At 68.0% G+C, this 23,566-nt stretch carries 25 protein-coding genes; 14 read left to right on the top strand and 11 right to left on the bottom strand.

Annotation, left to right across the window (positions count from 1 at the left end; all coding sequences use genetic code 11):
* Window position 1 precedes the first annotated feature (1 nt).
* The 4 genes from IEW24_RS17175 to IEW24_RS17160 all read right to left on the bottom strand — a co-directional run bounded on the left by IEW24_RS17175 (window position 2) and on the right by IEW24_RS17160 (window position 2,337).
* On the bottom strand, window positions 2-484 hold the full coding sequence (locus IEW24_RS17175) for a hypothetical protein (protein WP_188580865.1): 483 nt from the start codon (window positions 482-484) through the stop codon (window positions 2-4).
* Between the two features lie 14 nt (window positions 485-498).
* Window positions 499-957, bottom strand: a complete 459-nt coding sequence (locus IEW24_RS17170; RefSeq protein WP_188580863.1) for a hypothetical protein — start codon at window positions 955-957, stop codon at window positions 499-501.
* Entirely contained in the window at window positions 958-1,509 is a 552-nt protein-coding gene (locus IEW24_RS17165; RefSeq protein WP_188580861.1) for a hypothetical protein, read from the bottom strand. It abuts the gene before it with no gap.
* A 174-nt stretch (window positions 1,510-1,683) separates the two neighbouring features.
* A complete protein-coding gene (locus tag IEW24_RS17160; RefSeq protein ID WP_188580859.1) occupies window positions 1,684-2,337 on the bottom strand; it encodes a protein-L-isoaspartate(D-aspartate) O-methyltransferase in 654 nt (217 codons plus the stop codon).
* Window positions 2,338-2,479: 142 nt separating this feature from the next.
* Between IEW24_RS17160 and IEW24_RS17155 the strand changes: the two genes are divergently transcribed.
* The 5 genes from IEW24_RS17155 (at window position 2,480) to IEW24_RS17135 (ending at window position 7,803) form a co-directional block, all read left to right on the top strand.
* Window positions 2,480-4,084, top strand: coding sequence for a sensor histidine kinase (locus tag IEW24_RS17155; protein WP_188580856.1), 1,605 nt, complete (start codon window positions 2,480-2,482; stop codon window positions 4,082-4,084).
* On the top strand, window positions 4,081-4,686 hold the full coding sequence (locus IEW24_RS17150; RefSeq protein ID WP_188580854.1) for a response regulator transcription factor: 606 nt from the start codon (window positions 4,081-4,083) through the stop codon (window positions 4,684-4,686). Before IEW24_RS17155 ends, IEW24_RS17150 begins: the two co-directional genes overlap by 4 nt.
* 122 nt (window positions 4,687-4,808) lie before the next feature.
* Window positions 4,809-5,294 carry a GlcG/HbpS family heme-binding protein gene (locus IEW24_RS17145; RefSeq protein WP_188580852.1) on the top strand — a complete coding sequence of 162 codons (486 nt, stop codon included), beginning with the start codon at window positions 4,809-4,811 and terminating at the stop codon, window positions 5,292-5,294.
* Between the two features lie 348 nt (window positions 5,295-5,642).
* Complete coding sequence (locus IEW24_RS17140) at window positions 5,643-6,329, top strand: ankyrin repeat domain-containing protein (RefSeq protein WP_210324241.1); 687 nt, start codon at window positions 5,643-5,645, stop codon at window positions 6,327-6,329.
* Between the two features lie 196 nt (window positions 6,330-6,525).
* Window positions 6,526-7,803, top strand: coding sequence for a glycerophosphodiester phosphodiesterase family protein (locus IEW24_RS17135; protein ID WP_188580850.1), 1,278 nt, complete (start codon window positions 6,526-6,528; stop codon window positions 7,801-7,803).
* 61 nt (window positions 7,804-7,864) lie between these two features.
* On the opposite strand, the gene IEW24_RS17130 is transcribed toward IEW24_RS17135, so the two are convergent.
* Both IEW24_RS17130 and IEW24_RS17125 read right to left on the bottom strand, forming a co-directional pair.
* Window positions 7,865-8,506 (bottom strand): COG3904 family protein, encoded by a 642-nt coding sequence (locus tag IEW24_RS17130; RefSeq protein ID WP_188580848.1) that lies wholly within the window; start codon window positions 8,504-8,506, stop codon window positions 7,865-7,867.
* Window positions 8,507-8,631: 125 nt separating this feature from the next.
* Window positions 8,632-9,366 carry a YopT-type cysteine protease domain-containing protein gene (locus tag IEW24_RS17125; RefSeq protein WP_188580846.1) on the bottom strand — a complete coding sequence of 245 codons (735 nt, stop codon included), beginning with the start codon at window positions 9,364-9,366 and terminating at the stop codon, window positions 8,632-8,634.
* A 157-nt stretch (window positions 9,367-9,523) separates the two neighbouring features.
* Between IEW24_RS17125 and recG the strand changes: the two genes are divergently transcribed.
* The 6 genes from recG (at window position 9,524) to IEW24_RS17095 (ending at window position 14,914) form a co-directional block, all read left to right on the top strand.
* Window positions 9,524-11,620: an ATP-dependent DNA helicase RecG gene (gene recG / locus IEW24_RS17120; protein WP_188580844.1), complete on the top strand. Its 2,097-nt coding sequence runs from the start codon at window positions 9,524-9,526 to the stop codon at window positions 11,618-11,620.
* A 27-nt stretch (window positions 11,621-11,647) separates the two neighbouring features.
* Complete coding sequence (locus tag IEW24_RS17115) at window positions 11,648-12,073, top strand: YbaN family protein (protein WP_244644499.1); 426 nt, start codon at window positions 11,648-11,650, stop codon at window positions 12,071-12,073.
* Between the two features lie 65 nt (window positions 12,074-12,138).
* Entirely contained in the window at window positions 12,139-12,705 is a 567-nt protein-coding gene (locus IEW24_RS17110; protein WP_188580842.1) for a YcxB family protein, read from the top strand.
* Complete coding sequence (locus IEW24_RS17105) at window positions 12,705-13,253, top strand: YcxB family protein (protein WP_188580840.1); 549 nt, start codon at window positions 12,705-12,707, stop codon at window positions 13,251-13,253. The genes IEW24_RS17110 and IEW24_RS17105 overlap by 1 nt, the downstream gene beginning before the upstream one ends.
* 69 nt (window positions 13,254-13,322) lie before the next feature.
* On the top strand, window positions 13,323-13,619 hold the full coding sequence (locus IEW24_RS17100) for a GNAT family N-acetyltransferase (RefSeq protein WP_188580838.1): 297 nt from the start codon (window positions 13,323-13,325) through the stop codon (window positions 13,617-13,619).
* Window positions 13,620-13,720: 101 nt separating this feature from the next.
* Window positions 13,721-14,914, top strand: coding sequence for a lipase family protein (locus IEW24_RS17095; RefSeq protein WP_188580836.1), 1,194 nt, complete (start codon window positions 13,721-13,723; stop codon window positions 14,912-14,914).
* Window positions 14,915-14,945: 31 nt separating this feature from the next.
* Here the strand turns inward: IEW24_RS17095 and IEW24_RS17090 are convergent, their stop codons facing one another.
* Complete coding sequence (locus IEW24_RS17090; protein WP_188580834.1) at window positions 14,946-15,872, bottom strand: LysR family transcriptional regulator; 927 nt, start codon at window positions 15,870-15,872, stop codon at window positions 14,946-14,948.
* A 95-nt stretch (window positions 15,873-15,967) separates the two neighbouring features.
* On the opposite strand from IEW24_RS17090, the gene IEW24_RS17085 reads away from it, so the two are divergent.
* A complete protein-coding gene (locus IEW24_RS17085) occupies window positions 15,968-17,110 on the top strand; it encodes a mandelate racemase/muconate lactonizing enzyme family protein (RefSeq protein WP_188580832.1) in 1,143 nt (380 codons plus the stop codon).
* Window positions 17,111-17,147: 37 nt separating this feature from the next.
* The gene (locus IEW24_RS17080; RefSeq protein ID WP_188580830.1) at window positions 17,148-18,125 is read left to right on the top strand and encodes a Bug family tripartite tricarboxylate transporter substrate binding protein; all 978 of its coding nucleotides are present in this window, start codon (window positions 17,148-17,150) and stop codon (window positions 18,123-18,125) included.
* Between the two features lie 66 nt (window positions 18,126-18,191).
* Here IEW24_RS17080 and IEW24_RS17075 read toward each other — a convergent pair whose 3' ends face one another.
* Entirely contained in the window at window positions 18,192-19,214 is a 1,023-nt protein-coding gene (locus IEW24_RS17075; protein ID WP_188580828.1) for an AI-2E family transporter, read from the bottom strand.
* 119 nt (window positions 19,215-19,333) lie between these two features.
* Between IEW24_RS17075 and IEW24_RS17070 the strand changes: the two genes are divergently transcribed.
* Window positions 19,334-20,542: an alpha/beta hydrolase gene (locus IEW24_RS17070; protein ID WP_188580826.1), complete on the top strand. Its 1,209-nt coding sequence runs from the start codon at window positions 19,334-19,336 to the stop codon at window positions 20,540-20,542.
* A gap of 7 nt (window positions 20,543-20,549) precedes the next feature.
* On the opposite strand, the gene IEW24_RS17065 is transcribed toward IEW24_RS17070, so the two are convergent.
* From IEW24_RS17065 to IEW24_RS17055, 3 genes are read right to left on the bottom strand one after another with little or no spacing between them, the layout of a single operon-like run.
* On the bottom strand, window positions 20,550-21,050 hold the full coding sequence (locus tag IEW24_RS17065) for a YqhA family protein (protein WP_188580824.1): 501 nt from the start codon (window positions 21,048-21,050) through the stop codon (window positions 20,550-20,552).
* A 3-nt stretch (window positions 21,051-21,053) separates the two neighbouring features.
* Window positions 21,054-22,523 carry a GntP family permease gene (locus IEW24_RS17060; RefSeq protein WP_188580822.1) on the bottom strand — a complete coding sequence of 490 codons (1,470 nt, stop codon included), beginning with the start codon at window positions 22,521-22,523 and terminating at the stop codon, window positions 21,054-21,056.
* Window positions 22,524-22,526: 3 nt separating this feature from the next.
* Window positions 22,527-23,546: a patatin-like phospholipase family protein gene (locus IEW24_RS17055; protein ID WP_188580820.1), complete on the bottom strand. Its 1,020-nt coding sequence runs from the start codon at window positions 23,544-23,546 to the stop codon at window positions 22,527-22,529.
* Between the last annotated feature and the right edge of the window lie 20 nt (window positions 23,547-23,566).

Raw genomic sequence — 23,566 nt, 5'->3', positions numbered from 1 at the left:
CTCAGAGCAGCTTCAGCTTGCGCGCCACCCAGCAGCACCACGTGGCCGCCGGCAGGGTCACGATCATGCCGACGCCCAGCGTCATGAGGGCCACGCCGTCGAGACGGGGCATGCCCATGCCCGGAAAGCCGCCGAGGAACCCCAGCCAGACGAAGGTGGACACGAGCGTGCACACCCACACCCGCACATAGGCCGCCGGATGGTGGCGCGGGCACAGCAGGCAGACCAGAAGCGCAGTGTTCACCGCCGGTATCACGCCCATGAGATAGGCGGAGCCGGCCATCATTCCCAGCGCGTGCAGCATGACGGGCTGCTTGATGGCGCCGATGAGCTGCGTGGCCATCAGCGGCAGCGCGCCGGCCGGGGGCCCAAGCACGGCGAACAGCACCACCAGGGCGAGCACGCCCTTCCAGCCGTGGGAGCGGAGCGGCCCGAACCAGCCGGTGGAGGGAGGCGGTGCAAGATCGGTGTCAGGCAATGTCATGGGATCATCCGCAATCACAGCAGGCGCAGCCTCGAGGCCGCCCACCAGCACCAGGAGGCGGCGGGCACGGTGAACAGCACGCAGGCCACCACCATCATGGCGATGAGGCCCAGCGCGCCGGGATCCCCCGTGCCCCACATGGCACGAAACAGCAGGAAATGGATCGGCAGGGTGATGGCCGTGGCAGCCATGGCCGCCACCCACACCCGCGCGAACGAACCGCCATGGCCGCGCGGGGAGATCAGCGTCACGACGACAGCCGTCACCACCGCCGGCAGGAGGCCATAGGCATAGACGAGGGTCAGCACGGTGAGCAGCATGGGCAGGCTGTCCGGCTCGCCCCACCACGCCACCTGCTGGAAGAACAGCGCCGGCAGCCCGCCGGCCAGAGGGCCGAGCAGCGCGAACAGCAGCACGAGGGCCAGAAGCCCCCTCACGCCATGGGTGCGGAAGTTGGCCGCGATGCCGGCCACCTATTGCCCCGTGGCGCGCATGAAATTCAGCTGCAGCTTGTGCTCGATGCGGAAGGTGGAGAGCGAGCCCACGGTGCCCGGCGTGGAGAGGTCGAAATAATGCTCGAAGGTGGCATCGTCGGTGGCGGTGGCGGGGCGCTCGCTGCGCAGCGTCTTCAGGGCGTTCTGCGTCCACGGCTCGATGGCCTTCAGCCAGTCGGCCTCCACCAGGGCGAGCTTGGTGGCATCGGGATCGGTGGTCATGTCGGTGATCTCGCAGAAGGTGACGGTGCGCCCGCCCGTCTCCTGCATGCGGATCTCGACGAAGAAGGAGCGCATGTCGAGCGCGGCCGGCGCGCCCGCGCTGAAGCCCCAGCCGGAAAAGCTGACCATGCCGGCGGCGGCGAATTTCTCGTTGATATGGTCAGGCGCCACATGCACCGCCTTCATCTTCTCGGCAAAGGCGGGCAGCCCGGCCATGAGCGTCTTGATGTCCGGGCTGCCGCAGAGCTTGAGGGCTTCGATCAGGAGCGGACGTTCGGTGTCGAGGACGAGGGCATCGGCAGGCTTCATCTTATCCTTCGCTTGGGCTGTGGCGGGGAGGATGGCCAGACAGGCAGCGATGAGGGTCGAGATCCGCAAGTGATCGAGACTCAAAACGCACACTCCCTCCGGCTGACGACGCTGGGGAACTTAAGCGCCGCCACATGAACGCCCGGCAACGGATTTAGTTGCGCAACCAAAGGTTTAAAGCGTCGCCGCCACCCCCGGCACCAGCGGCACGAAGCGCACCGGCATGAGGTCGGTAGCCGTCACCCCCTCAGGCCCCTTCTCGAACCGGCGCAGCATCTGCACCTCGCGGGGGTCGCCCATGGGGGCCACGAGGATGCCGCCGGGCTTCAGCTGCTCCACCAGCGCAGGGGCCAGTTCCGGCCCTGCCGCCGTGATCATGATGCGGTCATAGGGCCCGCGCGTGGACAGGCCGAGCAGCCCGTCGCCCACGAAGGCGGCCACGTTGCGCAGGCCCAGCACCCGGAAGCGCACCTGCGCCTCGCTGACCAGCGAGCGATAGCGATCCACCGTCACCACCTGCGAGGCGAGATGGCAGAGCACGGCGGCCTGGTAGCCGGAGCCGGTGCCGATCTCCAGCACCTTGTGCTCGGCATTCAGCGACAGCGCCTCGGTCATGGCCGCCACCAGGCTCGGCTGCGACATGGTCTGGCCGCAGGCGATGGGCAGGGCCACATCCTCATAGGCGTGGCGGCGCAGGGTGGGATCGACGAACAGTGCGCGCGGCACCAGCTCCAGCGCCCGCAGCACCGCCACGTCGCGGATGCCCCGCCCGCGCAGGGTGAGGATGAAGGCCGCCCGTTCGGCGCGTTCTGCTTCGCTGTCCGTCATGCGTTTCTGCCCCAGAGACGTAAGGCGAGTTTAGCGTGACCTTGGGCGATGTTGCGAGAGGGTGTGGACAGCCATGCACGCGGACGCCGCAGCGTGTATCCTCGCACCGTCATATCCGGGCCAAAGCGAGGGAGGCCATGCATTGAAACGGCGCGGTGCCGCTCTCGGACTTCTGGTGTTCCTCGCCGTCTGGCTGGGGCTCAACGCGCTGTTCGTGGGCTTCAGCGCCCGCACGGCGGTGGAGCGGGCGCGGGAGGAGGTCAATTCCAACGGCTTCGCCCTGCATCGCGTGATCTCGCAGCGGGTGGCCCAACATGATGCCCTGCTCACCAGCCTCGTGGCGCTGGTGCTGGTGGCCGATCCGCCGCCGCAGGACGCCATCCTGCAGGTGAGCCACAGGTTCATGCGCTTCTATCCGCGCGTGGCCGGCATCGACGTGGTGTCGCTGGCCGAGAGCGGCGGGACGGTGTCGCTCAGGCCGCTGATGTCCATGGCGCCGGTCCCGGTCGATCACGCCGGCCTCGCCGCCGCCCTCTATGCCCTGACGCCGGGCGAGCCGCGCAGCTTCCGCGATCCGCCCGCGCCCACCCATTATCTGGTGGGCAAGAAGGCGAGCGCGGCCAATCCGGCGCTGGCCGTCATCATCGAGATCGACGCCACGCTGCTGGTGGAGCCCTCCGAGCGCCCCGCCTGGGCACATGTGACGCTCACCCTCGACGGGCAGCCACTGGCGCAATGGCAGGCCGAGCAGGAAGGCGATGCCCTCCCGTGGCTGCCCGCGCCGCGCTTCAGCCGGGCCATCGACAGCCCGAGCCAGCCGCTCACGCTGACCCTCGTGCGGCCGCTCTCGCTGGCCGAAATCCTCGACCCGAAGCTGACGCTCGGTTTCGCAGCGCTCTCGCTGCTGGCCCTGCTGGTGCTGCATTATGCGTGGCGCCAGCGCCTCGCCGCCCGTCGCTCCGAGGAAGCCGCCCGGCTGGCCGAGCAGCGCACCCAGCTTCTTGAGCACGAAACCCGCCTTGCCCATGCGGCGCGGGTGAATGCGCTGGGGGAGCTGGCCTCCGGCATCGCCCATGAGCTGACCCAGCCGCTCACCGCCTTGCTGAGCCAGAGCCAGGCCGCCCGCCGGCTGGCCCGGCCCGGCAGCGACCCCTCCCTGCTCGACCAGGCGCTGGAGGCGAACGTGCGCGAGGCGCGGCGGGCCGGCGAGATGCTGAAGCGCATGCGCGACTACATCTCGAACCGCCCGCCCCGCCCCGTGCTGACGGAGGTGGCTGAGATCGTGGACGACGTGGCCGGACTGGTGCGTGCCGATCTTGAGCGGCGCGGCATCGCGCTTGAGCTGGACAGCGATGCGCCCGGCGCGCACATCCTCGCCGATCCCATCGAGATGGAGCAGGTGCTGCACAATCTCATCCGCAACGCCGCCGACAGCCTCGACGGCACGGCGGGCGAGAAGACCATCACCGTGCGCACCACCGCCATGCCCGCCGCTGCCGGCGCCGATGGCCGGGTGGAGATCCGCGTGAGCGATACCGGACCGGGCATTCCCGCCGACGTGCGCCTGCGCCTGTTCGAGCCCTTCTTCACCACCAAGCCGGACGGGCTGGGCCTCGGCCTCTCGCTCTGCGCCACGCTGCTGGAGCGCTGCGGCGGCAGCATCGCGGCGGACGCCGCGCCTTCGGGCGGCGCCGCCTTCATCCTCACCCTTCCCGAGGCCGGCGCCGCCCGGCAGGCCGCGCAATGACCCCTGTCCGCATCTATCTGGTCGATGACGACCAGCCCGTGCGCGAGGCCATCGCGCTGCTGCTCGGCACCTATGGCATGAGCGTGGAGACCTTCGCCGATCCCGCGACCTTCCTCGCCCACGTTGACCGGGCGCGGCCCGGCTGCCTCATCCTCGACCTGCGCATGCCCATGATCAGCGGCCTGCAATTGCAGCAGAAGCTGGTGGAGCGCGGTATTGACTGGCCGGTCATCATGATCACCGGCCATGGCGACGTGAACGCCTGCCGCCGCGCCTTCAAGGCCGGCGTGCTGGATTTCCTCTCCAAGCCCGTGGACGAGCAGGTGCTGCTGGACGCCATCGCCATGGCGGGGAAGGCGCTGGAGCAGGTGCTGGAGCGGGCGGAAGCGCAGGATCTGCTGGGCCGCCTCACCGAGCGCGAGCGCGAGGTGCTGGACATGGTGTGCCGGGGCTGGGCCAGCAAGGAGATCGCGGCGGCGCTGAACGTCTCGGCCCGCACCATCGACGCCCACCGCGCCCATATCGCGGAGAAGCTCGGCACCAGCTCGGTGGCCGAGTTCGTGCGCCTCACGCTGGCGGACCCGGCAGCGGCGTCTAGGTAGCCCTACCTACACCGCCCTGTGGCACCACGGATTCAGCGGCAAGGCCCCGGCCGGTAGATCTGTCCCCGGAAAGCAGAACGCTTTCGGCACCGATCCTTTCGAGCCCTTCCGGGAGACCGACCATGACCCGCCTCATCCTCGCCGCCGCCGCCGCTCTCGCCCTCACCTCGGCCGCCTCCGCGCAGGTGCTGCAGGAGAAGAACATGCCGCTCGGCCTCGCCGCTGATCTGGCCCGCGAGACCGTCGCGGCGTGCAGCGCCCAGGGTTACAACGTCACCGCCACCGTGGTGGACCGCGCCGGCGTGGTGCGCGCCGTGATGCGCGCCGACAATGCCGGCCCGCACACCGTGGATGCCGCCCGCCGCAAGGCCTTCACCTCCGCCTCCACCCGCCTGCCCACCTCGACGGTGGCCGAAAATGTGCAGAAGAACCCGGCTGCGGCGCAGCTGGTCGCCATCGACGGCTTCCTGGTGCTGGCCGGCGGCGTGCCGGTGAAGGTGGGCAACGAGACCATCGGGGCCGTTGGCGTCGGCGGCGCCCCCGGCGGCAATCTGGACGAAGCCTGCGCCACGGCAGCCCTCGCCAAGGTGCAGGACCAGCTGAAGTGATCTGACGGTCAGTTGAGACCGGGAGGGGGATGGTTCACACCATATGGTGCGCCTCTTCCCCCTCCCCACCCCTCCCCCGCAGGCGGGAGAGGGAGCCTGTCGCGCTCGTCATGAGCGTAAGATCAAGGAAGATCGAGCGGGAAGCCCGGCATCCCGATGGGAAAAGCCCTCTCCCGCCCGAAGCCGGCCATTGCCGGTTTCGGCATCAAGGTGCCGAAGTCGGAAACATCCGACTTCGGTGCGGGGGAGGGTTGGGAGGGGGCACGGCGGGACATTCGCCTGCCGCCTGACAGCCCGGTTATGCACGCCAGACCCGCAACATCACAGGCGCCAGAGGAGTAGCCCGACATGCCCCGTTTGCTCCATGACCGGCGTGCGGTCCTTGTCCTCGGCGCGCTGATCCTCGCATCATCCCTTGCCGCCACACACATGGAGACCGCCATGGCCCAGCCCAACGCCCGTGCGCTGCTCTCCGCCGCTGAACAGGGCGATGTGCCGGCCATCCAGGCGCTTCTGGCCGCCGGCACAAGCGTGGATGCGCGCAACGATCAGGGCCAGACCGCCCTTCTCGTGGCCACCATCGCCGGCGAAACGGACGCCGCCCGCGTGCTGATCGAAGCCGGCGCCGACGTGAATGCGCAGGACGCCATCCACGACAGTGCCTATCTCTATGCCGGCGCCCGTGGCCGCCTCGACATACTGAAGCTCACGCTGGCCCATGGTGCGGACCTGAAGAGCACCAATCGCTTCGGCGGCACGGCGCTGATCCCCGCCGCCGAGCGCGGCCATGTGGAGACCGTGCGCACCCTGATCGCTGCGGGCGTCAACGTGAACCACGTCAACAAGCTCGGCTGGACCGCACTGCTGGAGGCGGTGATCCTCGGCGACGGCGGCGCGCGCCATCAGGCCATCGTCCGAGCGCTGGTGGAGGCCGGGGCCGACGTGCGCATCCCCGACAAGGAGGGCGTCACCGCCCTCGAACACGCCCGGCGACGGGGTTTCCGGGAGATGGTGACAGCGATGGAGGGGCGCTAGAGCATGTCCGGCTTTGACTGCTCCGCAGTCCAAGCCGAAAGACATTCTCTATCAAAGACGTGGAGCGTTTCAGCGTTTCCATGAAGCGATGAAACGCTCGAGGAAACGGCTCGCCTCAAGGTCATCCGGCGGTCATTCTTATGTCGGAGCCTGCCGTCTTCGGTCGGCAGGACCGGCATGTCCCGGAGGGCTCTTCATGACTGGCGACCGCTTTCACCTGTGGCTGCGCACGCTTGCGCTGCTCCCCGCCGTCCTGCTGGCCCTCACCGCCCTGCCCGCGCAGGCGCAAAGCGAACCGCCGCAAGCCCAGCTCGGCCCCCGCCCCTTCTATCTGGTGGATGATCTCGACCCCGGCCCGCTGAAGGACAGGCTGAAGGCCTGCGAGGCCGGTCCCTTCCAGCGTTCCAGCTTCTCCATCGCCCATCGCGGCGCGCCGTTGCAATTCCCCGAGCATACGCGCGAAGCCTATATGGCCGGTGCGCGCATGGGCGCGGGCATCATGGAATGCGACGTGACCTTCACGCGGGATCGCGAGCTGGTCTGCCGGCACGACCAGTGCGACCTGCACACCTCCACCGACATCCTTTCGCGCCCGGAGCTGGCGAAGAAATGTTCGGTGCCCTTCTCGCCCGCCGATCCTGCCACGGGCCGCAAGGCGCAGGTGAAATGCTGCACCAGCGACCTGACGCTGGCCGAATTCCGCCAGCTGCGCGGCAAAATGGACGGCGCCAACGAGAATGCCATCTCCGTGGTGGACTATATGAAGGGCACGCCCGGCTGGCGCACCGACCTCTACGCCACCACCGGCACGCTGATGACCCACAAGGAGAGCATCGCGCTGTTCAAATCGTTCGGCGTGAAGTTCACGCCCGAGCTGAAGCAGCCGCGCGTGCTGATGCCCTATGACGGCACCTACACGCAGAACGCCTATGCCCAGCAGATGATCGACGACTACAAGGACGCCGGCATCGCGCCCTCGCAGGTCTTCCCGCAATCCTTCCTGCTGCGCGACGTGCTCTACTGGATCAAGGAAGAGCCGGCCTTCGGCGTGCAGGCGGTGCTGCTGGACGAGCGGCTCGGCTCATCGGCGGAAAAGGACAAGGATTTCGATGTCCAGAAGCCGGAGACCTGGAAGCCCGGCATGAAGGAACTGGCGGATGCGGGCGTAAAGATCCTCGCGCCGGCACTGCCCATGATGGTCACGCTGGACGAGAAGCAGCAGATCGTGCCCTCCCGTTTCGCGCTGGAGGCGAAGGCGGCGGGACTGAAGCTGATCGGCTGGTCGCTGGAGCGCTCCGGCACGCTCACCGACGGCGGCGGCTATTATTACAGCACCATCAAGCCCGTCATCCGCAAGCCGAGCGACACCTACCGCCTGCTCGACGTGCTGGCCCGCGACGTGGGCGTCATCGGCGTCTTCTCCGACTGGCCGGCCACCACGACGTTCTATGCCAATTGCATGGGGCTGAAGTAGCAGACCGACAGAATGGGCTGCCACTGCGAGCAGGCAGCATCTCTCGAGAATGAAAAATGTTTCAGTTGCAGACGAACTTTTTGGTTTCGTTACTCCAAAGCTTGATCTTCAGAAGGCACACATCCTCATTTGAAACCCAAAATATGTCCTTCGACGAGGTGGAAAATCCCGCAATAAGAAGATCAATGGGTGCGTCCATTTGCTTCCCATAACGAAGCATGTCAACGACAACAACCTGAACCTGGTCGCTATCCATCGTATCACTAATGCCTCTGAATGCGTGAAACCCGAGCCTGCTATCCGTTGAACTTGAACGCCAAGGCTTACCGTCGCTGTCGGTGCCGCCCAAAAATGCGATTGCGCAAGCGCTGGCGCAGGCCTCCCCACCCTCCACAACAGTCTTGATCCGGTTCACTCGGAAAAATCTCCCAAACTTCATACCCTCATAGAGATTTCCTCCTCCGCTATTGAGATAGACGGCCGTGTTCTTTTTGGCAGGCATTTGCCGCAAAATAGCGCTTAAACGCTCGACATCGCCTTGGACAATGTTCCCTTTGGCAAGTATCGCTGTCAGATTGGGATATTGGTTGTTGGCGTGAATGGAGAAATCCATTCCATTTGCGCAGGTGGCACTTAGCAAGGCGACCAGGACTAAAAAGCCCGCCGACAAACTGAGGTATCGCCCGCAGTTCAATCTTTTCATCGGCTCCCCCAAGTCCCACCAAGCTCGACGTCGCCTGAGAATGACTGCATCCCATGATGCCGCGGGAGACCGGTAGGGAAAAGAGGGGGCGGAAGCCGGACCCGCCCTTCACGGGAGGGTGCGGGTCAGGTGACGCCGCCGGTGCTGTTCTTCTCCACCTCGATGGCGACCAGCGAGCTGAAATAGGCTTCCTTGCTGAAATACTGATAGACGGTGCTGGCCAGAACCTCGCCGATCTTGTCGGCGGGCACCTTCATTTCCCCGATGTTGGGATCGAAGATGTAGAGGTGCGTGTTCTTGCCCCGCGTCCCGCCGGACTTGTAGCAGCAGGTGGTATGCCCCGGCACGCCGTCGAAGTTCAGGATGTGGTAGGCGTGGGTCATGGTGTTCAGCCGCTCCACCAGATCCTCGAACCGGCCTTCCGTCGACTGCACATAGTTCTCGCGGGTGGTGAGGGCGTACTTCACGGTGGGGGACAGATAGACGCTGCCGGTGGTCGCCTTCACCTTCAGGCCATATGGCTTCAGGAAGGTGCTCAGCGCGGTGCGATAGCCATCATCATCGCTCGATCCCGTGAAGTGATCCTTGATCGCATCCTTGTAGCCGCCCTGCACGCGCTGGATGGTCAGCAGCCGGTTCTTGTCCTTGAGGAAGGCGATCCGAACGTCCGTCGACTTCTTGCCGCCGAAGAACGAGCGATAGTGCATGTGGTGGGAGATCCAGTAGACGCAGGTGGCCATGCAGACCCCGCGCTGCACCTCCGGCTCGGCCTCGCCCAGATGGTCCAGTTGCTCGAACGAACCCGCCAGATATTCGTCGAACCAGTATTTCTTCTGGTCCTTGCCGCCGACCAACGCCATCGCTGCCTCCCCGGACATACACGCTGCCGGCCATCCCCTCGCCGGGCGCCAAGACCCTAGCACCGAAAGCGGAAACTTGAGCGGTAGCGGGACAACTGCACGCGCCTTTGCCCCTCCCCTTGCCCGAATCCCCCCCATCGGCCACTTTCGGCGCGCCATGCGCCCGGCCATTCTCGATCCGCTCTTCGCCCCCCTCACCACGCTTCCCGGCATCGGGCCCAAGATGGTGCGCCCGTTCGGGCGGCTGCTGGGGCGCGAGAATCCGCGCGTCATCGACCTGCTGTTCCACATGCCCACCGGCCTCATCGACCGGCGCGACAGGCCCACCATCTTCGAGGCCCAGCCCGATACGGACGTGACGCTGGAAGTGAAGGTGGACGGCCACAACGCCCCCCCGCCGGGCCGGCGCGCACCCCACCGCACCTTCGTCTCGGACGAGAGTGGCGAGCTCACGGTGGTGCATTTTCACCTCGACCCCGGCTTCATCCAGCGTCAGTTACCCGTGGGTGAGACGCGCTGGCTGTGCGGCAAGATCAGCCTCTATGACGGCATGCGGCAGATGACCCATCCCGACCGCATCCTCGATGCGGCCGGCCTCGCCAAGCTGCCGCCGGTGGAAAACAAGTATCCGCTCACCGAAGGCCTCGCCATGGGCCATGTGCGCCGGGCCATCGAGGCCGCGCTCGCCCGCGTGCCGGAGCTGCCCGAAGCCCTGCCCGACTATCTGGTGGAGCGCGGCGACTGGCCCGCTTTCCGCGAGGCGCTGAAACGCATCCACCAGCCCGAGACGCCGGTGGACGGCATCCCCACCGGCCGGGCGTGGGAGCGGCTCGCCTTCGACGAGCTCTATGCGCATCAGGTCACGCTCGCCATCGTGCGGCAGACGCAGGTGAAGGCCGGCGGGCGCCCGAGCAAGGGCGACGGCCGGCTGGCCGGCGCGATCCTCAAGGCCCTGCCCTTCCGGCTCACCGGCGCGCAGGAGACGGCGCTGGCCGCCATTCGCGGCGACCTCGCCGCCGACACCCGCATGCTGCGCCTCCTTCAGGGCGACGTGGGCTCGGGCAAGACGGTGGTGGCGCTGCTGGCGTCCGCAGCCGTCATCGAGGCGGGGCGGCAGGCGGCGTTGATGGCGCCCACCGAAATTCTCGCCCGCCAGCATCTGGAGACCATCACGCCGCTGGCGGCCGCCGCCGGCATCGAGGTGGCGCTGCTCACCGGCCGCGAGAAGGGGCGCGCGCGGGCCGCCATTCTCGACGGGCTGGCGACGGGGCGCATCGGCATCGTGGTCGGCACCCACGCGCTCATTCAGGATGACGTCGCCTTCCACGATCTGGCGCTGGCGGTGGTGGACGAGCAGCACCGCTTCGGCGTGGAGCAGCGCCTCGCCTTCTCGCGCAAGGGCGCGGCGGTGGACATGCTGCTGATGACCGCCACCCCCATCCCGCGCACCCTCGTGCTCACCCTGTTCGGCGACATGGACAGTTCCGAGCTGCGGGAAAAGCCGCCCGGCCGCAAGCCCGTGGACACCCGCTCTGTCTCGCTGGAGCGGCTGGACGAGGTGGTGGCGGGCGTCGGCCGGCAGTTGCGCGCGGGGGCGCAGGCCTACTGGATCTGCCCGCTGGTGGAGGAGAGCGACAATTCGGACCTCGCCGCCGCCACCGAGCGCGCCGCCTATCTGCAAAAGGTGTTCGGCGAAAAGGCGGTGGAGCTGGTCCACGGAAAACTTTCCGGCTCCGACAAGGATGCCGCCATGGCCCGCTTCGCCTCCGGCGAGGCGCGCATTCTGGTGGCGACCACCGTGGTGGAAGTGGGCGTGAACGTGCCCAATGCCACGCTCATGGTGATCGAGCATGCGGAGCGCTTCGGCCTCGCCCAGTTGCATCAGCTGCGCGGGCGCGTGGGGCGTGGCGAGAAGGCCTCCACCTGCCTGCTGCTGTTCCGGGGGCCGCTGAGCGAGACCTCCAAGGCCCGCCTCGCCATATTGCGCGAGACCGAGGACGGCTTCCGCATCGCCGAGGAAGACCTGCGGCTGCGCGGCGAGGGCGATGTGCTCGGCACCAAGCAGAGCGGCCTGCCCGGCTTCCGCGTGGCGCAGATGGAGGTGCATGGCGGCCTCGTCTCCACCGCCCGCGATGCGGCGGCAGCCCTCGTGCCCGGCAATCCGGATCTGGAAGGGCCTGAGGGCGAAAAAGTGCGCACACTGCTGTATGTGCAGGAACGCGATGCTGCGGTGCGCTTGCTCTCCGCCGGCTGAAGGCTCACTTTCTGGCGTCCGTTTCGGATGAAGGCTTTTCCCGTGCCGCATGACCCGCAGTCCCCGCCCGACGCCCCTCCCGATCTCCGGCAGGTGGTGATCCGGCATATGCTGTTCGGGTTCGGCTGCGTGTTCGTGACTCTGGGCGCCATCGGCATGGTGGTGCCCATGATGCCGGGCACCATCTTCCTGATCCTCGCCGCCTGGTGCTTCGCGCGGTCCTCGCCGCGCTTCGAGGCGTGGCTGCTCAACCACCGTTACCTCGGCCCGAGCGTGCGGCGCTGGCAGGAGACGGGCGCCATTCCGCTATTCGCCAAGGTGTTCGCGCTGGCGAGCTTCGTGGGCAGTTGGTTCGGCACACGGTATCTGGGCGCGCCTGTCTATGTGCTGTGGGGGCTCGCCATCCTGTTCGTGGTGCTCAGCATCTACATGGTGACGCGGCCGAACGAATGAGCCGCCTTGCGTAAGACGGCCTTCTCGGGCTTTCTGCCCTTGGGTGCAGCAACTTGAGGACAAGGATGCCCGACACCGAGGCCCAGATGAGCCCGCCCCCCACATCGCCCGCCGCAGAGACCGCTCCATCCCGCGCCGTGCGCTTCAGCCTGACGCCCGAGGACGTGGTCCATGCGGCGCAGCTGCATTTCATCACCCGCATGCGCGCGCCGCGCCAGATCTTCAACATCTGCCTGCTGGGCATCCTCGTCACCGCCGCCGCATGGGCCGCGATCACCGGGCTCGGCGCCCATCCGCCGCTGCCGCTCCTCGTGGTCATCGCCATCGCCAGCCCCGCCACCGGCCTGTTTGCCGCCTATGGCATGCACGAGCGTGCCGCCCGCAAGCTCTATGCCCAGCAGAAGACCCTGCAGCGCCCCTTTGATGTCTCCTGGACCGACGATGAGCTGCGCACCACCTCCGAGGACGGCAACTGGCGCCTGCGCTGGTCCGATTTCCGCGAGGTGAAGGCCAACGACAAGGTGATCCTGTTCTTCGAGAGCGACTACATGATGCGCATCATTCCCCGCCGCCACCTCACCTCCGCGCAACAGGCGGATCTGCTGGCCTGCGCCGGCCGGACCGCCGCCTGATGAGCGAACCGGCGCAGGAGACGGGCGGCGGCGCGCGCGAGGTCCGCATCACGCTCGATGTCGAGGATCATGTGGCCTTCCACCGGCTGTTTCTCGCCCGTGCGCTGCGCCAGCCGCGGACCTGGTTTCATCTCGGCCTGTCGGCGCTGGTGGTCAGCGCCGGCGCGACCATCGGGGTCAAGGTGTTCACCGGCGATGATCTGCCGATGCCGGTGGCGCTGGCGCTCTTCATCCTGACGCCGCTCGTGCGCGTGGGATGGGGCTACTGGCTGACGGTCCGCCACGCGCGCCGCATCTTCGCCCAGCAGCAATCCCTGCACCTGCCCTTTGACCTGACATGGGACGAGGAGAGCCTCACCACCCGGTCGGAACAGGGCACCGTCCGGCTGGAGTGGCTCTATGTGCTGCGGGTGGTGGAGGACAGGCGCCTGATCCTCGTCTACGAGAGCGAGGCCCTGGCCCGCCTGGTGCCGCGCCGCTTCTTCACGCCGGATCAGCAGGCCGATTTTCTCGCCTGCGCGCGGGCGGTGGTGCCAGCCGACGGCTAAAAGCCGAACCATGAGACGCGGCGGGCGTTTCCATCCCGAGCCGCCGCCGCGCCGGGTCGAGGAGAGATCATGTCCGAGAGCAGCTATGAGGTCCGCCGCGTGGAGGCCAAGCCCTATGGCCGCTACGTCATCGCGCTCACCCCCGGTGTCGAGGCCGAGATGACCTTCCGGCGCACCACCGATGGCACCATGGTCATCAACCACACCTTCGTGCCCCAGCCCTTCGAGGGGCGCGGCATCGCCGCCCGGCTGGTGGAGGCCGCCGTCGCCGACGCCCGCGCAGAGGGGTTTCGCATCACCCCGGTCTGCACCTATGTGGCGGCGCAGTTCCGCCGCCATCCGCAATGGCAGGATCTGCTGGACTGAGTGGCCCGGGGCTCCGCCTCGTGCGATGATACCCCCGCGACAAATCAAGAAACGCCGGGATGCAGGCTGCATCACCGGCAATCGCGCGGGGGGATACGGGTATGCGTATGGGTAGGGGAAGGGCCGTTCGCGAGGCGGCCGTCAGGTTCGTGCTCCTCGTGCTTCTGGCCCTCGCGCCTCCCGCCCATGCCCAGTCGGATTTCTACGCCACCACCCGCGCCGACGTGGAAGCCGGGCCGCCCGGCACCCTCATCCGCATGCAACCCAAATGGGGCGCGCCCGACGGGGCCATGGCCTATCGCGTGCTCTACCGCTCCACGGGCCTGAAGGGCGAGCCCATCCCCGTCTCCGGTGTGGTGATCATCCCGCCCGGCCCGCCGCCGCCGGGGGGCCGGCCCGTGGTGGCCTGGGCCCACCCCACCACGGGGGTGGTGCCCAAATGCGCCCCCTCGCGCCAGATCACCTTCTTCCGCACCGTGCAGGGCCTGCGCGGCATGCTGGCGCGCGGCATGGTCGTGACCGCCACCGACTACCCCGGCCTCGGCGCGGGCAGCATCCACCCTTATCTGGTGGGCGCCAGCGAGGCACGGGCCGTGCTCGATTCCGTGCGGGCTGTGGGCATGGTCCCTAGTGCCAGCCCCAGTGCGAGCTTTGCCGTATGGGGCCATTCGCAGGGTGGTCAGGCGGCCCTGTTCACGGGGCTGATCGCGAAGGACTACGCCCCCGAGCTGCGGCTCGTCGGGGTCGCCGCCGCCGCGCCGCCGACCGACCTCGCGGTGCTGCTGTCCGATGACATTTCGAGCGCGGGCGGGCGCAACCTCACCGCCATGACGCTGTGGTCATGGTCGCGCCTGTTCAATGCCCCGCTCACCAATGTTGTGACGCCCGCCGCCCTTCCGGACATGAACGAACTGGCCGAAGACTGCATCGAGCGCTTCTGGGACGTGCTGGAGCGGCGCGCCCCCACGCAGGCGCTCGGCAAGCGCTTCCTCGTCGATCTCAGCTTCGCCGACACCGAGCCCTGGCGCTCGCTGCTCCGGCGCAACTCGCCCGGCCTGCTGCCGCCCGGCCTGCCCGTGTTCATCGCTCAGGGCAGCGCCGATCCGCTGGTGCGCCCGGACGTCACCACCGGCTATGTGGGCAACCTCTGCCGTCACGGACGCGCGGTGGTGTACGACGTGCTGCCGGGCGTGGGACATCTGTTCTCCGGCCGCGACAGCGCCGATGCCGCCGTGGACTGGATGACCGACCGCTTCAACGGCGAACCGCCCGCGAGCACCTGCGCCACGCCCTGAGCGGTTGCGGGGGTTCCTCCTGAGCTTGCGATCAGCACGCCGACGAACGGAAGCTGGCATCCGCCGCCGCGATCTCGCCCACCAGCACCCGCAATTCATCCCGGAACGCCTGGGCTGCGGCGGTGCGCAGCCCCGTGACCGGCAGCACGAGGCGGCCCACGATGGTCTCGGCCGGGGCCAGCGGCACGAAGACCAGCGGCTCCGACATGGCCGCAAGCATGCTGGACTTGTCCAGCAGCCCGATGCCGGCGCCCGACGCGATGAGCGCCGTCGCCACGCTGGATTGCGACACTTCCGCCGTCGGCCGCAGCGCCAGATCGTGCTTCTCGAACAGGCGGTGGGCCAGCACGCCCAGCGGCAGCGTGCGGCTGAGACAGATCAGCGGCTCGGAGGCGATCTGCGGAATGGTGAGGGAGGCCCGACCCGCAAGCGGATGCGCAACGGGCAGGATGCAGCCGAACGGAAAGGTGCACAGCTCCTCGACGCTGATGCCGGCGATGTTCGCCGTGTCGATGAGCAATCCGATATCGCTTCGGAAAGTGGCCACGCGCTGCGCCACGTCGCGGGCGGTCAGCACGTCGATGGCGAATTCCAGCCCCGGTTTGCGGGCCCGCAGGCGCGCCACCGCGCGCGGCAGGATGGAATGGGCGAAGGCGGCGATGGTGGCGATGCGCAACGCCCCGGAGCGCCCCTCCTTCAGATCGCGCGCACGGCGGGCCACCTCCTCCATGGAGGCCACCGCCTGCACCACATCGCGATAGAGGATCTCGGCCTCATGGGTGGGATAGAGGCGCTGACGCTCGCGGCGGAACAGCGGCATGCCCAGCCGCTGTTCGATCTGCTGGAGCGTGCGGCTCACGGCAGGCTGCGACACGTTCAGCACGCTCGCCGCACCGGTGACGCTGCCCTTCTCGATGACCGCCTTCAGCACGGCCAGTTCACGGACATCGAAGCTCATAACCAACTCACATGAACTCAGGCCAAAATTATATTGGAACGCATGAGCTGGGAGGGTCAAGATCGCAGCCAATAACAAGCAGGGTGAGGACGCGCATGAAGGTGACGGAAATTCGCGGGCATCATGTGGGCTTCGTGCCCGACCCCGCCATCGGCAATGCGCGCACTATGATCCGCCGGCGCGACTTCCTGCTGCTGGAGATCGTCACCGACACCGGCATGCGCGGCTGGGGCGAGGTGTTCTCATCGCCCGATGCCGCCGCCGCCCTCATCCGCCATCGCTATGCCCCCGCCGTGCTCGGCCAGTCGCCCGCCCGCTACCGCGCCATCTGGGAGCGGCTGGCCGCCAATCAGGGCTATGACCGGCGCGGCCCCTCCATGATGGCGATCTCGGCCATCGACATGGCCCTGTGCGATCTCGCCGCGCAGGAGCGCGGCATCAGCGTGTCCGCCCTGCTGGGCGGCGGCTTGCGTGAGCGTGTGTTCAGCTATGGCAGCGGCCCCTTCATCACCGAGGCGTCCGACCCCTACGGCCATTATGCCGCCGAGGTGGAGGCCGCGCTGAAGCTGGGCTATCGCGCCATCAAGCCCCGTGCCGGCGTGAGCCCGCGCGCGGACGGCGAGATGCTGGCCGCCATGCGCCGGCAGGTGGGCCCCGAGATCGGCCTGATGGTGGACATCAACCAGGCCTACAGCGCCCGCGCCGCCATCGATGCGGCCAAACGCATGGAAGCATCGGACCTGCTGTGGATCGAGGAGCCGGTGGAGCCGGAGGACATCCCTGGCTATGCGGCGGTGGCCTCGGCCGTGACCACGGCGGTGGCCGGCGGCGAGGCGCTGGCGAGCATCGCCGCCTTCCGCGATTTCCTGGCGGCCGGAACCATGTCGATCCTGCAACCGGACCTCACCGTGTGCGGCGGTTATACGGGTTTCATGCGCATCGCGGCGCTGGCCGCAGCCTATGACCTGCCCATCATGCCCCACGTCTTCGGCACCATCGTCAACCATCAGGCGGCCTTGCAGGTGGCAGCCCTGCTGCCGCCCCGGCGCGGCGGCGGGCCGGCGCCCTATCCTTATGTGGAAGCAGACATTTCCACCAATCCCCTGCTCGCGCTTCAGGGCGCGGTGAAGCCGAACGCCGACGGCACGCTCACCATTCCCGACCTGCCGGGTACGGGCCTCGACCTCGATGCCGACCGCCTGGAGCCGTGGCGGCGCGAAAGCTGGATCTGCCGCTGAGCAAACAAACAACAAAACAATGATGTGGGAGGAAAACATGGACCTGACGCGACGCAGCCTGACATTCGGGCTGGCCGCCGTGGCGCTCTGGCCGGCCGGGGCCGCCCGCGCGGCCGAATGGCCGACCCATGCGGTGGGCTTCGTGGTGCCGTTCCCGGCGGGCGGCAGCACCGACGTGGTGGCCCGCCTGTTTGCGGAGCGTTTCTCGGAAACGCTGAAGCAGCCCTTCGTGGTGGAGAACAAGCCCGGCGCCAACGGCAACATCGCCGCCGGCAGCGTGGTCAAGGCCACGCCGGACGGCAACACCATCCTGGTCTCGGGCAATGGCCAGAACGCCATGAACCATTCGCTCTATGCGCGGATGCCCTATGACTCCACCAAGGACTTCGTGCACATCTGCCTGCTGGCCTCGACGCCCAACGTCATCATCGTGCCGGCGGATTCGCCCATCAGGACATTCGACGACCTCATCAAGCGCGCCAAGAGCGAGGGGGATCGCCTCTCCTTCGGCAGCCCCGGCTCCGGTTCCTCCGGGCACCTCTCGCTGGCCATGCTGGAGAATGCGGCGCAGTTCAAGGTGCGGCATATCCCCTATCGCGGCGCGGCCCCCCTCGTCATCGACGTGCTCGGCGGCCATGTGCCGGTGGGCATCGTGAACGTGGACATTCCCCTGCCTCATGTGCAGACCGGCAAGCTGCGCGTGCTGGCCGTGACCAGCGCCAAGCGCAGCCCGCTCTATCCCGATGCCCCCACGGTTGCCGAAAGCGGCTTTCCGGGCTTCGAGGCGGTGGGATGGTTCGGCCTCTCGGCGCCGGCCGGCACGCCGCCCGAGATCGTTACCAAGATCAACACGTTGGCCAACCAGTTCCTGAAGGAAGACAAGATCCGCCAGCGCTTCGCGCAGGGCGGCTACATTCCGGGCGGCGGCTCGCCGCAGGACTATTCGGCCTTCATCGCCAGCGAGATCGCCAAATGGCGCGAGGTGGTGAAGACCGCCGGCATTACGCTGGAATGAGCGGCATCCGGGCGCCCGCACGCCCGGCATCGACGGAACGCGGGGGCCAAGCGCGCCGCGTTCCGTCTAGCGCATCTCCGCCGGGGCCGGAGACGTGCGCCCGGACAGGAGATCGGCGATACGCTGCGTTGCCGGATGGCATGAGCAGAAGCTCAGAATGGCGATGGTGACGGGCACACCGATGAAGGCCCCCGCCAGCCCCCAGAGGAAGGCGAAGAAGAATACCGACAGCAGCACGAGAAGCGGCGACACCGCCAGCGCCGCCCCCGCGAAGCGCGGTTCCAGATAGCTGCCGGACACGAACTGGATCACGTTCAGGCAGGCGAAGATGAACAGCGCCGTCTGCCATGTCTCGAACTGCACGATGGCGAACAGGGTGGGCAGCAGGGTGGCGGCGAACGGGCCGATCACCGGCACGAAGTTGAAGGCAAAGGCGATGGCGCCCCAGGCCAGCGCCAGCTCCAGCCCGGAGGCCAGCGTGAAGGCCCACACCGCAGCCCCGGTGGCAAGACTGACCATCAGGCGCACCAGCATGTAGGTGCGCAGTTTGCGCGCCGCCATCCGCGTGCCGTCGAGCAGGAAACGGCCGGTATCATTGCCGAGCGCCCCGAGCTTGCGGCCGAGCACATCCAGCTCCAGCAGGCCGAGGAGCACATAGAGGAAGGTAATCACCAGAAAGCTGGCGAGCCCGTGCAGCCGGCCCGAGAGATCCTGAAACAGCCGCAGCATCCAGCGCACGTTGAAATGCTCGGTGACGACGCCAGCGAGCACGAAGCCATGTCCTTCCAGCCAGTCGCCCACCTGCGTGTAGACGGCCTGCAGCCGGGCGGCATTGGCGAAGGCCCATTGGCCCACCCGGCCGAAGCCCCACACCACCATGGAGGTGAGCGCGCCCACCACCGCCAGCGCGATGACCAGCGCCACCAGCGCCGCCACCAGCCGTGGCAGCCTCGCCGCCAGCCGGCGATGGACGGGCCAGACCAGCGCCATGATCAACATGGCGAACACCAGCGGCAGCACGAGGCGCGCGGCCAGATGAAGCGCGGCACACAGGATGACCAGAGCCGCTAGACCGACAAGCGCCTTCATCACGCTCCCCCAGATGCCGCCGCGCATGGTGCCGCGAAATCGCTGTCCTCACCAGAGCTTATGCGTTTCCTTGAGAACCGCTTCATGGCACGATCCCCGCCGCAAGGGGTGGGGACGCCATGCCGGATTATGTGACCATTGCCCGACGTCGCATTGCCGGACGAGGCGCCGCCGCCATTCCGGCCGCCGCGCGGAAGGGGCGGAATTGCCGTGTCGCCGGCCTGGTGCTGGCCGCGCTGGCGCTGCTCGCGGCCTGCGCGCGGCCGGAGGGCGTGCTGGTGCCCGTGGCCGATGCCCCGTCCGGCCGCAGCATCGACATACTGGCGGCCACCACCCGCGCGCCCAGCGCCAGCCCCGGCGTGCTGTTCTCCGGCGAACGGGGAAGCGCGCTGGCATTGACCGATATCGCCGTCTCCCTGCCGCCGAACCGCGCGGTGGGCACCATCCAGTGGCCGCACGCCGCCCCGCCCGATCCGACGCGCGAATTCGCCGTCACCCGCCTGGCCGGCCTCACGCGGGACGAGGTGCCGCGCTGGCTCGCCACCCATCATCCGGGGCGGCGGCGGGTGCTGGTCTATGTGCACGGCTACAATACGCGCTTCGATGCCTCCGTGTTCGGCTTCGCCCAGTTCGTGGCCGACACGGACGCGGCGCTGGTGCCGGTGCTGTTCTCCTGGCCCTCGCGCGGCCGGCTGACCGACTATCTCTACGACCGCGACAGCGCCACCGGCGCGCGCTCCGATCTTGAGACCGTGCTCACCGCCGCCACCGCCAGCCGCTCCGTGGACGAGGTGGTGGTGCTGGCCCATTCCATGGGCGCGTGGCTCGCGGTGGAGACGCTGCGACAGATGGCGATCCGCAACGGGGGGATCAACCGCAAGATCACCGATCTGGTGCTCGCCTCCCCCGATCTCGACGTCGATCTGTTCGAGCGCCAGATGCGGGAGATGGGCAAGGCGCGCCCGCGCGTCACCATCTTCGTCTCGCGCGATGATCATGCGCTCGGCCTCTCCCGGCTGCTGGCGGGGCAGGTCACGCGCGTGGGCGCCGTGGATCTGGCCGATCCCGTCTATGCGTCGCGGCTGAAGGGGGCGCGCGACATCACCGTGTTCGATGTCAGCGACCTGTCCGGGGGCGACAAGCTGGGCCATTCCGCCTTCGCCACCCAGCCCGACACCGTGAAGCTCATCGGCACGCGCCTCGCCACCGGGCAGAAGATGGACGAGACGGATCGCGCAAGCGACGTGGGCGATGCCCTCGCCACCTCGCTGCCCATCCGCGTCTTCACCGGCGCCACGGTCGGGGCCGCGCGCGCCGTCGCGCCTTGAGAGCGGCTCACTCATCCTGCCGGCCTGCCTGCCGATCCACCAGCGCCAGCGCCACATAGGCGGCCACGAAGATGACGTTGGCGGCCATGAGCCAGCGCACCTGCGCCTCGCTGACATCGTTCTCCAGCCGCATCAGCGCCTTCAGCAAGGTGATGCCGGCGATGGCCATGAGGGAGGCGAACAGCTTCAGCTTGAGGCCGGAGAAGCTGATGCGCGTCATCCATTGCGGGGTATCGGGGGCATCGCGCCGGTCGATGCGCTCGATGAAGTTTTCGTAGCCGGAGGCGATGATGACCACCAGCAGGCCGCCCACCAGCATGAGGTCGATGAGGGTGAGAATGCCCATGATGGTCTGTGTGGCGGTGAAGGAGAACAGCCCCAGCGCAAGCTGCCACAGCTCCTTGATGAAGGCCGCCACCACCACCACGAGGGTGAGGGCGAGCCCGCCGAACAGCGGCAGCATGGCCCAGCGGCTCAGGATCACGATCTGTGCGATGGCCCGGCGCATGGTTCAAAAGCTCCCCACCAGCGTGCCGAGCACGATCACCGCCACCAGCGCCAGCAGCGCCCCCACCACCGCCGCCATCACGATGTCCAGATAGCCCTGCTTGTGGGTGACGCCGCACACCGAGAGCAGCGTCACCACCGCGCCATTGTGCGGCAGGCTGTCGAGCGTGCCGGCGCCGATCACCGCCACCCGGTGCATGAGGGCGGGATTCATGCCGATCTCGGCGGCGAGCCGCATATAGGTCGGCCCCAGCGCATCGAGGGCGATGGTGAGGCCGCCGGAAGCCGAGCCGGTGAGCGCGGCGAGGATGTTGGTGGCCACCGCCAGCGACACCAGCGGACCGCCGCCGATGTTCACCACCCAGTCCCGCACCACCGCGAAGGCCGGCAGCGCCGCCACGATGGCGCCGAATCCCACGAGGCTCGCCACCGAGAGGATGGGCAGCACGGAGGCGTTGGCGCCTGCGGTGAGGGTGGCCTGAAGGCCGGGGATGCGGCCGAGATTGAGGACGATGACGGTGAGGATGGCCGCACTCAGGGCCACGATCACCGACCACAGCCCGCCCACGGCGGCAAGGCTGGTGCCGCCCCATTCCGGCGCGCTGAGGAAGGCGGTGTCCATGCGCGGCAGCACCAGGAAGGACATGAGGAGATTGACCACGATCACCACCACGATGGGCAGCGCCGCGATGGCGATGGGCGGCATGGCGCGCGCTTCCGCGCTGTGATGGATTTCGGCCGGATCGAACTCCCGCGCCGTCGAGGCGCGCTCGCGCACGAGGGGATCATCCGCCGCCGCATCGGCGTTATCGTCGCGGATGGCGATGGCGCCCGCGCCCTCGAACCCCTCCCCGGCCCGGCGTGCCGCGCGCTCGCGCAGTGTCAGCCACCACAGGCCGAAGCCCAGCATCACCAGCGAGGCGATGACGCCGAGCCCCGGTGCGGCGAACGGCGTGGTGCCGAAGAAGGGCATGGGGATGGCGTTCTGGATGGCCGGCGTGCCCGGCATGGCGGACATGGTGAAGGTGGAGGTGCCCAGCGCCACCGCCGCCGGCATCAGGCGGCGAGGAACGCCGGCCGCGCGGAATAGCGCCGTGCCCATGGGCACCAGCACGAAGATGGCGACGAACAGGCTGACGCCGCCATAGGTGACGATGCCGCCCGCCAGCACCACCGCCAGCACCGCCCGCCCGGTGCCGAGCTTGTGGGTGAGGAAATCGGCGATGGCGGCCACCGAGCGGCTGTCCTCCATGAGCTTGCCGAACACCGCGCCCAGCAGGAACAGCGGAAAGAACTGCGCCACGAAATCCGCCCCGTTGCGCATGAAGGTCTGGGTCCAGCTCGCCAGCAGCGGCTCGCGGGAGAAGACGGCCGCCACCAGCCCGGCGATGGGCGCGAGAATGAGAATGCTCGCGCCCCGGAAGGCGAGATAGATGAGCAGGGACAGGCCGAGGAGAATGCCGAGAAGCCCCATCGCTCACACCCCTTCCAGCAGGATGTCGAGATCGATGGTGGAGGAGACGCCGAGCTTGTCGCCGTTGCGCTGCAGGAAATCGGCGGCAGAGGCACGGCCCTCCGTCTTCAGCATGGAGAGGAATTCCCACTCCGTATTGAGCTTGGAGGAATAGCCCAGCGTCGCCATCAGCCGGTTGGGCACCATGTGGAAGCGCATCCGCGCCCATTGCGCGCCCTCCGTGGTGCCGGGATCGGCCACCTTGCGCAGCAGCGCCATCATGCGCAGCTCCTTCAGCAGCACCGCATTGAACGACACTTCATTAAGGCGGTTCATGATCTCGGAGGCCGAGCGCGGCACGCCCGGTCGCTCCACCGGATTGAGCGGCACGAGGATGGTGTCGTCGGACACGAGATCGCGCACCAGAGGGGTGATGGTGGGGTTGCCGGAATAGCCGCCATCCCAATAAGGCTCTCCGTCGATCTCCACCGCCTGGAACAGGGTGGGCAGGCAGGCGGAGGCCATGAGCACTTCGGGCGTGATCTCCGCATTGCGGAACACCCGGCCGCGCCCGGTGCGCACATTGGTGGCGGTGATGAAGAGCTGGATGGGCGAGGTCTTCAGCCGGTCGAACTCGATATGCTCGGCCAGCAGCTTCTGCAGCGGATTGAAGCTGCCGGGGTTCACGTCATAGGGCGAGAACAGGCGGGAGAAGAGGTCCATGCCGATGAAGAGCGGCGAGCTGTCCATGGTCCAGCGCCCCGCCATGCGGTCGAGCGGGCTGCGCTGGAACGGGCTGTAGCGCCCGGCCTCCGCCACCGCATTCCAGTAGCCGTCCAGCGCCTTGCGCGCGCCGGCAGCACCCCCCGAGGCAAATCCCGCGGCCATCACCGCCGCATTCATCGCCCCCGCCGAGGTGCCGGACAGACCCTCGATGGTGAGCCACTCCTCCTCAAGCAGGCGATCAAGAACGCCCCAGGTGAAGGCGCCATGCGCGCCTCCCCCTTGCAGGGCAAGGTCCACTGTTACGGGCGCGCGATCCATTTCAGACCTACTCCGGTCGT

Origin of the sequence: Azorhizobium oxalatiphilum (assembly GCF_014635325.1) — a bacterium.
In the GTDB taxonomy this organism is placed as follows: domain Bacteria; phylum Pseudomonadota; class Alphaproteobacteria; order Rhizobiales; family Xanthobacteraceae; genus Azorhizobium; species Azorhizobium oxalatiphilum.
The sequence above is the reverse complement of the archived record's forward strand: the minus strand, read 5'-3'. Positions and strand labels throughout refer to the sequence as shown.

Bases quoted from the DNA above. Each gene is read 5' to 3' on its own strand.
- IEW24_RS17165 (WP_188580861.1), bottom strand. From the start codon at position 1,509: ATGAAGCCTGCCGATGCCCTCGTCCTCGACACCGAACGTCCGCTCCTG.
- IEW24_RS17115 (WP_244644499.1), top strand. From the start codon at position 11,648: ATGAAGGCTTTTCCCGTGCCGCATGACCCGCAGTCCCCGCCCGACGCC.
- IEW24_RS17110 (WP_188580842.1), top strand. From the start codon at position 12,139: ATGCCCGACACCGAGGCCCAGATGAGCCCGCCCCCCACATCGCCCGCC.
- IEW24_RS17125 (WP_188580846.1), bottom strand. From the start codon at position 9,366: ATGGCGTTGGTCGGCGGCAAGGACCAGAAGAAATACTGGTTCGACGAA.
- IEW24_RS17070 (WP_188580826.1), top strand. From the start codon at position 19,334: ATGCCGGATTATGTGACCATTGCCCGACGTCGCATTGCCGGACGAGGC.
- IEW24_RS17095 (WP_188580836.1), top strand. From the start codon at position 13,721: ATGCGTATGGGTAGGGGAAGGGCCGTTCGCGAGGCGGCCGTCAGGTTC.
- IEW24_RS17160 (WP_188580859.1), bottom strand. From the start codon at position 2,337: ATGACGGACAGCGAAGCAGAACGCGCCGAACGGGCGGCCTTCATCCTC.
- IEW24_RS17090 (WP_188580834.1), bottom strand. From the start codon at position 15,872: ATGAGCTTCGATGTCCGTGAACTGGCCGTGCTGAAGGCGGTCATCGAG.
- IEW24_RS17140 (WP_210324241.1), top strand. From the start codon at position 5,643: ATGCCCCGTTTGCTCCATGACCGGCGTGCGGTCCTTGTCCTCGGCGCG.
- IEW24_RS17175 (WP_188580865.1), bottom strand. From the start codon at position 484: ATGACATTGCCTGACACCGATCTTGCACCGCCTCCCTCCACCGGCTGG.
- IEW24_RS17100 (WP_188580838.1), top strand. From the start codon at position 13,323: ATGTCCGAGAGCAGCTATGAGGTCCGCCGCGTGGAGGCCAAGCCCTAT.
- IEW24_RS17105 (WP_188580840.1), top strand. From the start codon at position 12,705: ATGAGCGAACCGGCGCAGGAGACGGGCGGCGGCGCGCGCGAGGTCCGC.
- IEW24_RS17065 (WP_188580824.1), bottom strand. From the start codon at position 21,050: ATGCGCCGGGCCATCGCACAGATCGTGATCCTGAGCCGCTGGGCCATG.
- IEW24_RS17130 (WP_188580848.1), bottom strand. From the start codon at position 8,506: ATGAAAAGATTGAACTGCGGGCGATACCTCAGTTTGTCGGCGGGCTTT.
- IEW24_RS17080 (WP_188580830.1), top strand. From the start codon at position 17,148: ATGGACCTGACGCGACGCAGCCTGACATTCGGGCTGGCCGCCGTGGCG.
- recG (WP_188580844.1), top strand. From the start codon at position 9,524: ATGCGCCCGGCCATTCTCGATCCGCTCTTCGCCCCCCTCACCACGCTT.
- IEW24_RS17150 (WP_188580854.1), top strand. From the start codon at position 4,081: ATGACCCCTGTCCGCATCTATCTGGTCGATGACGACCAGCCCGTGCGC.
- IEW24_RS17135 (WP_188580850.1), top strand. From the start codon at position 6,526: ATGACTGGCGACCGCTTTCACCTGTGGCTGCGCACGCTTGCGCTGCTC.
- IEW24_RS17075 (WP_188580828.1), bottom strand. From the start codon at position 19,214: ATGAAGGCGCTTGTCGGTCTAGCGGCTCTGGTCATCCTGTGTGCCGCG.
- IEW24_RS17060 (WP_188580822.1), bottom strand. From the start codon at position 22,523: ATGGGGCTTCTCGGCATTCTCCTCGGCCTGTCCCTGCTCATCTATCTC.
- IEW24_RS17055 (WP_188580820.1), bottom strand. From the start codon at position 23,546: ATGGATCGCGCGCCCGTAACAGTGGACCTTGCCCTGCAAGGGGGAGGC.
- IEW24_RS17085 (WP_188580832.1), top strand. From the start codon at position 15,968: ATGAAGGTGACGGAAATTCGCGGGCATCATGTGGGCTTCGTGCCCGAC.
- IEW24_RS17145 (WP_188580852.1), top strand. From the start codon at position 4,809: ATGACCCGCCTCATCCTCGCCGCCGCCGCCGCTCTCGCCCTCACCTCG.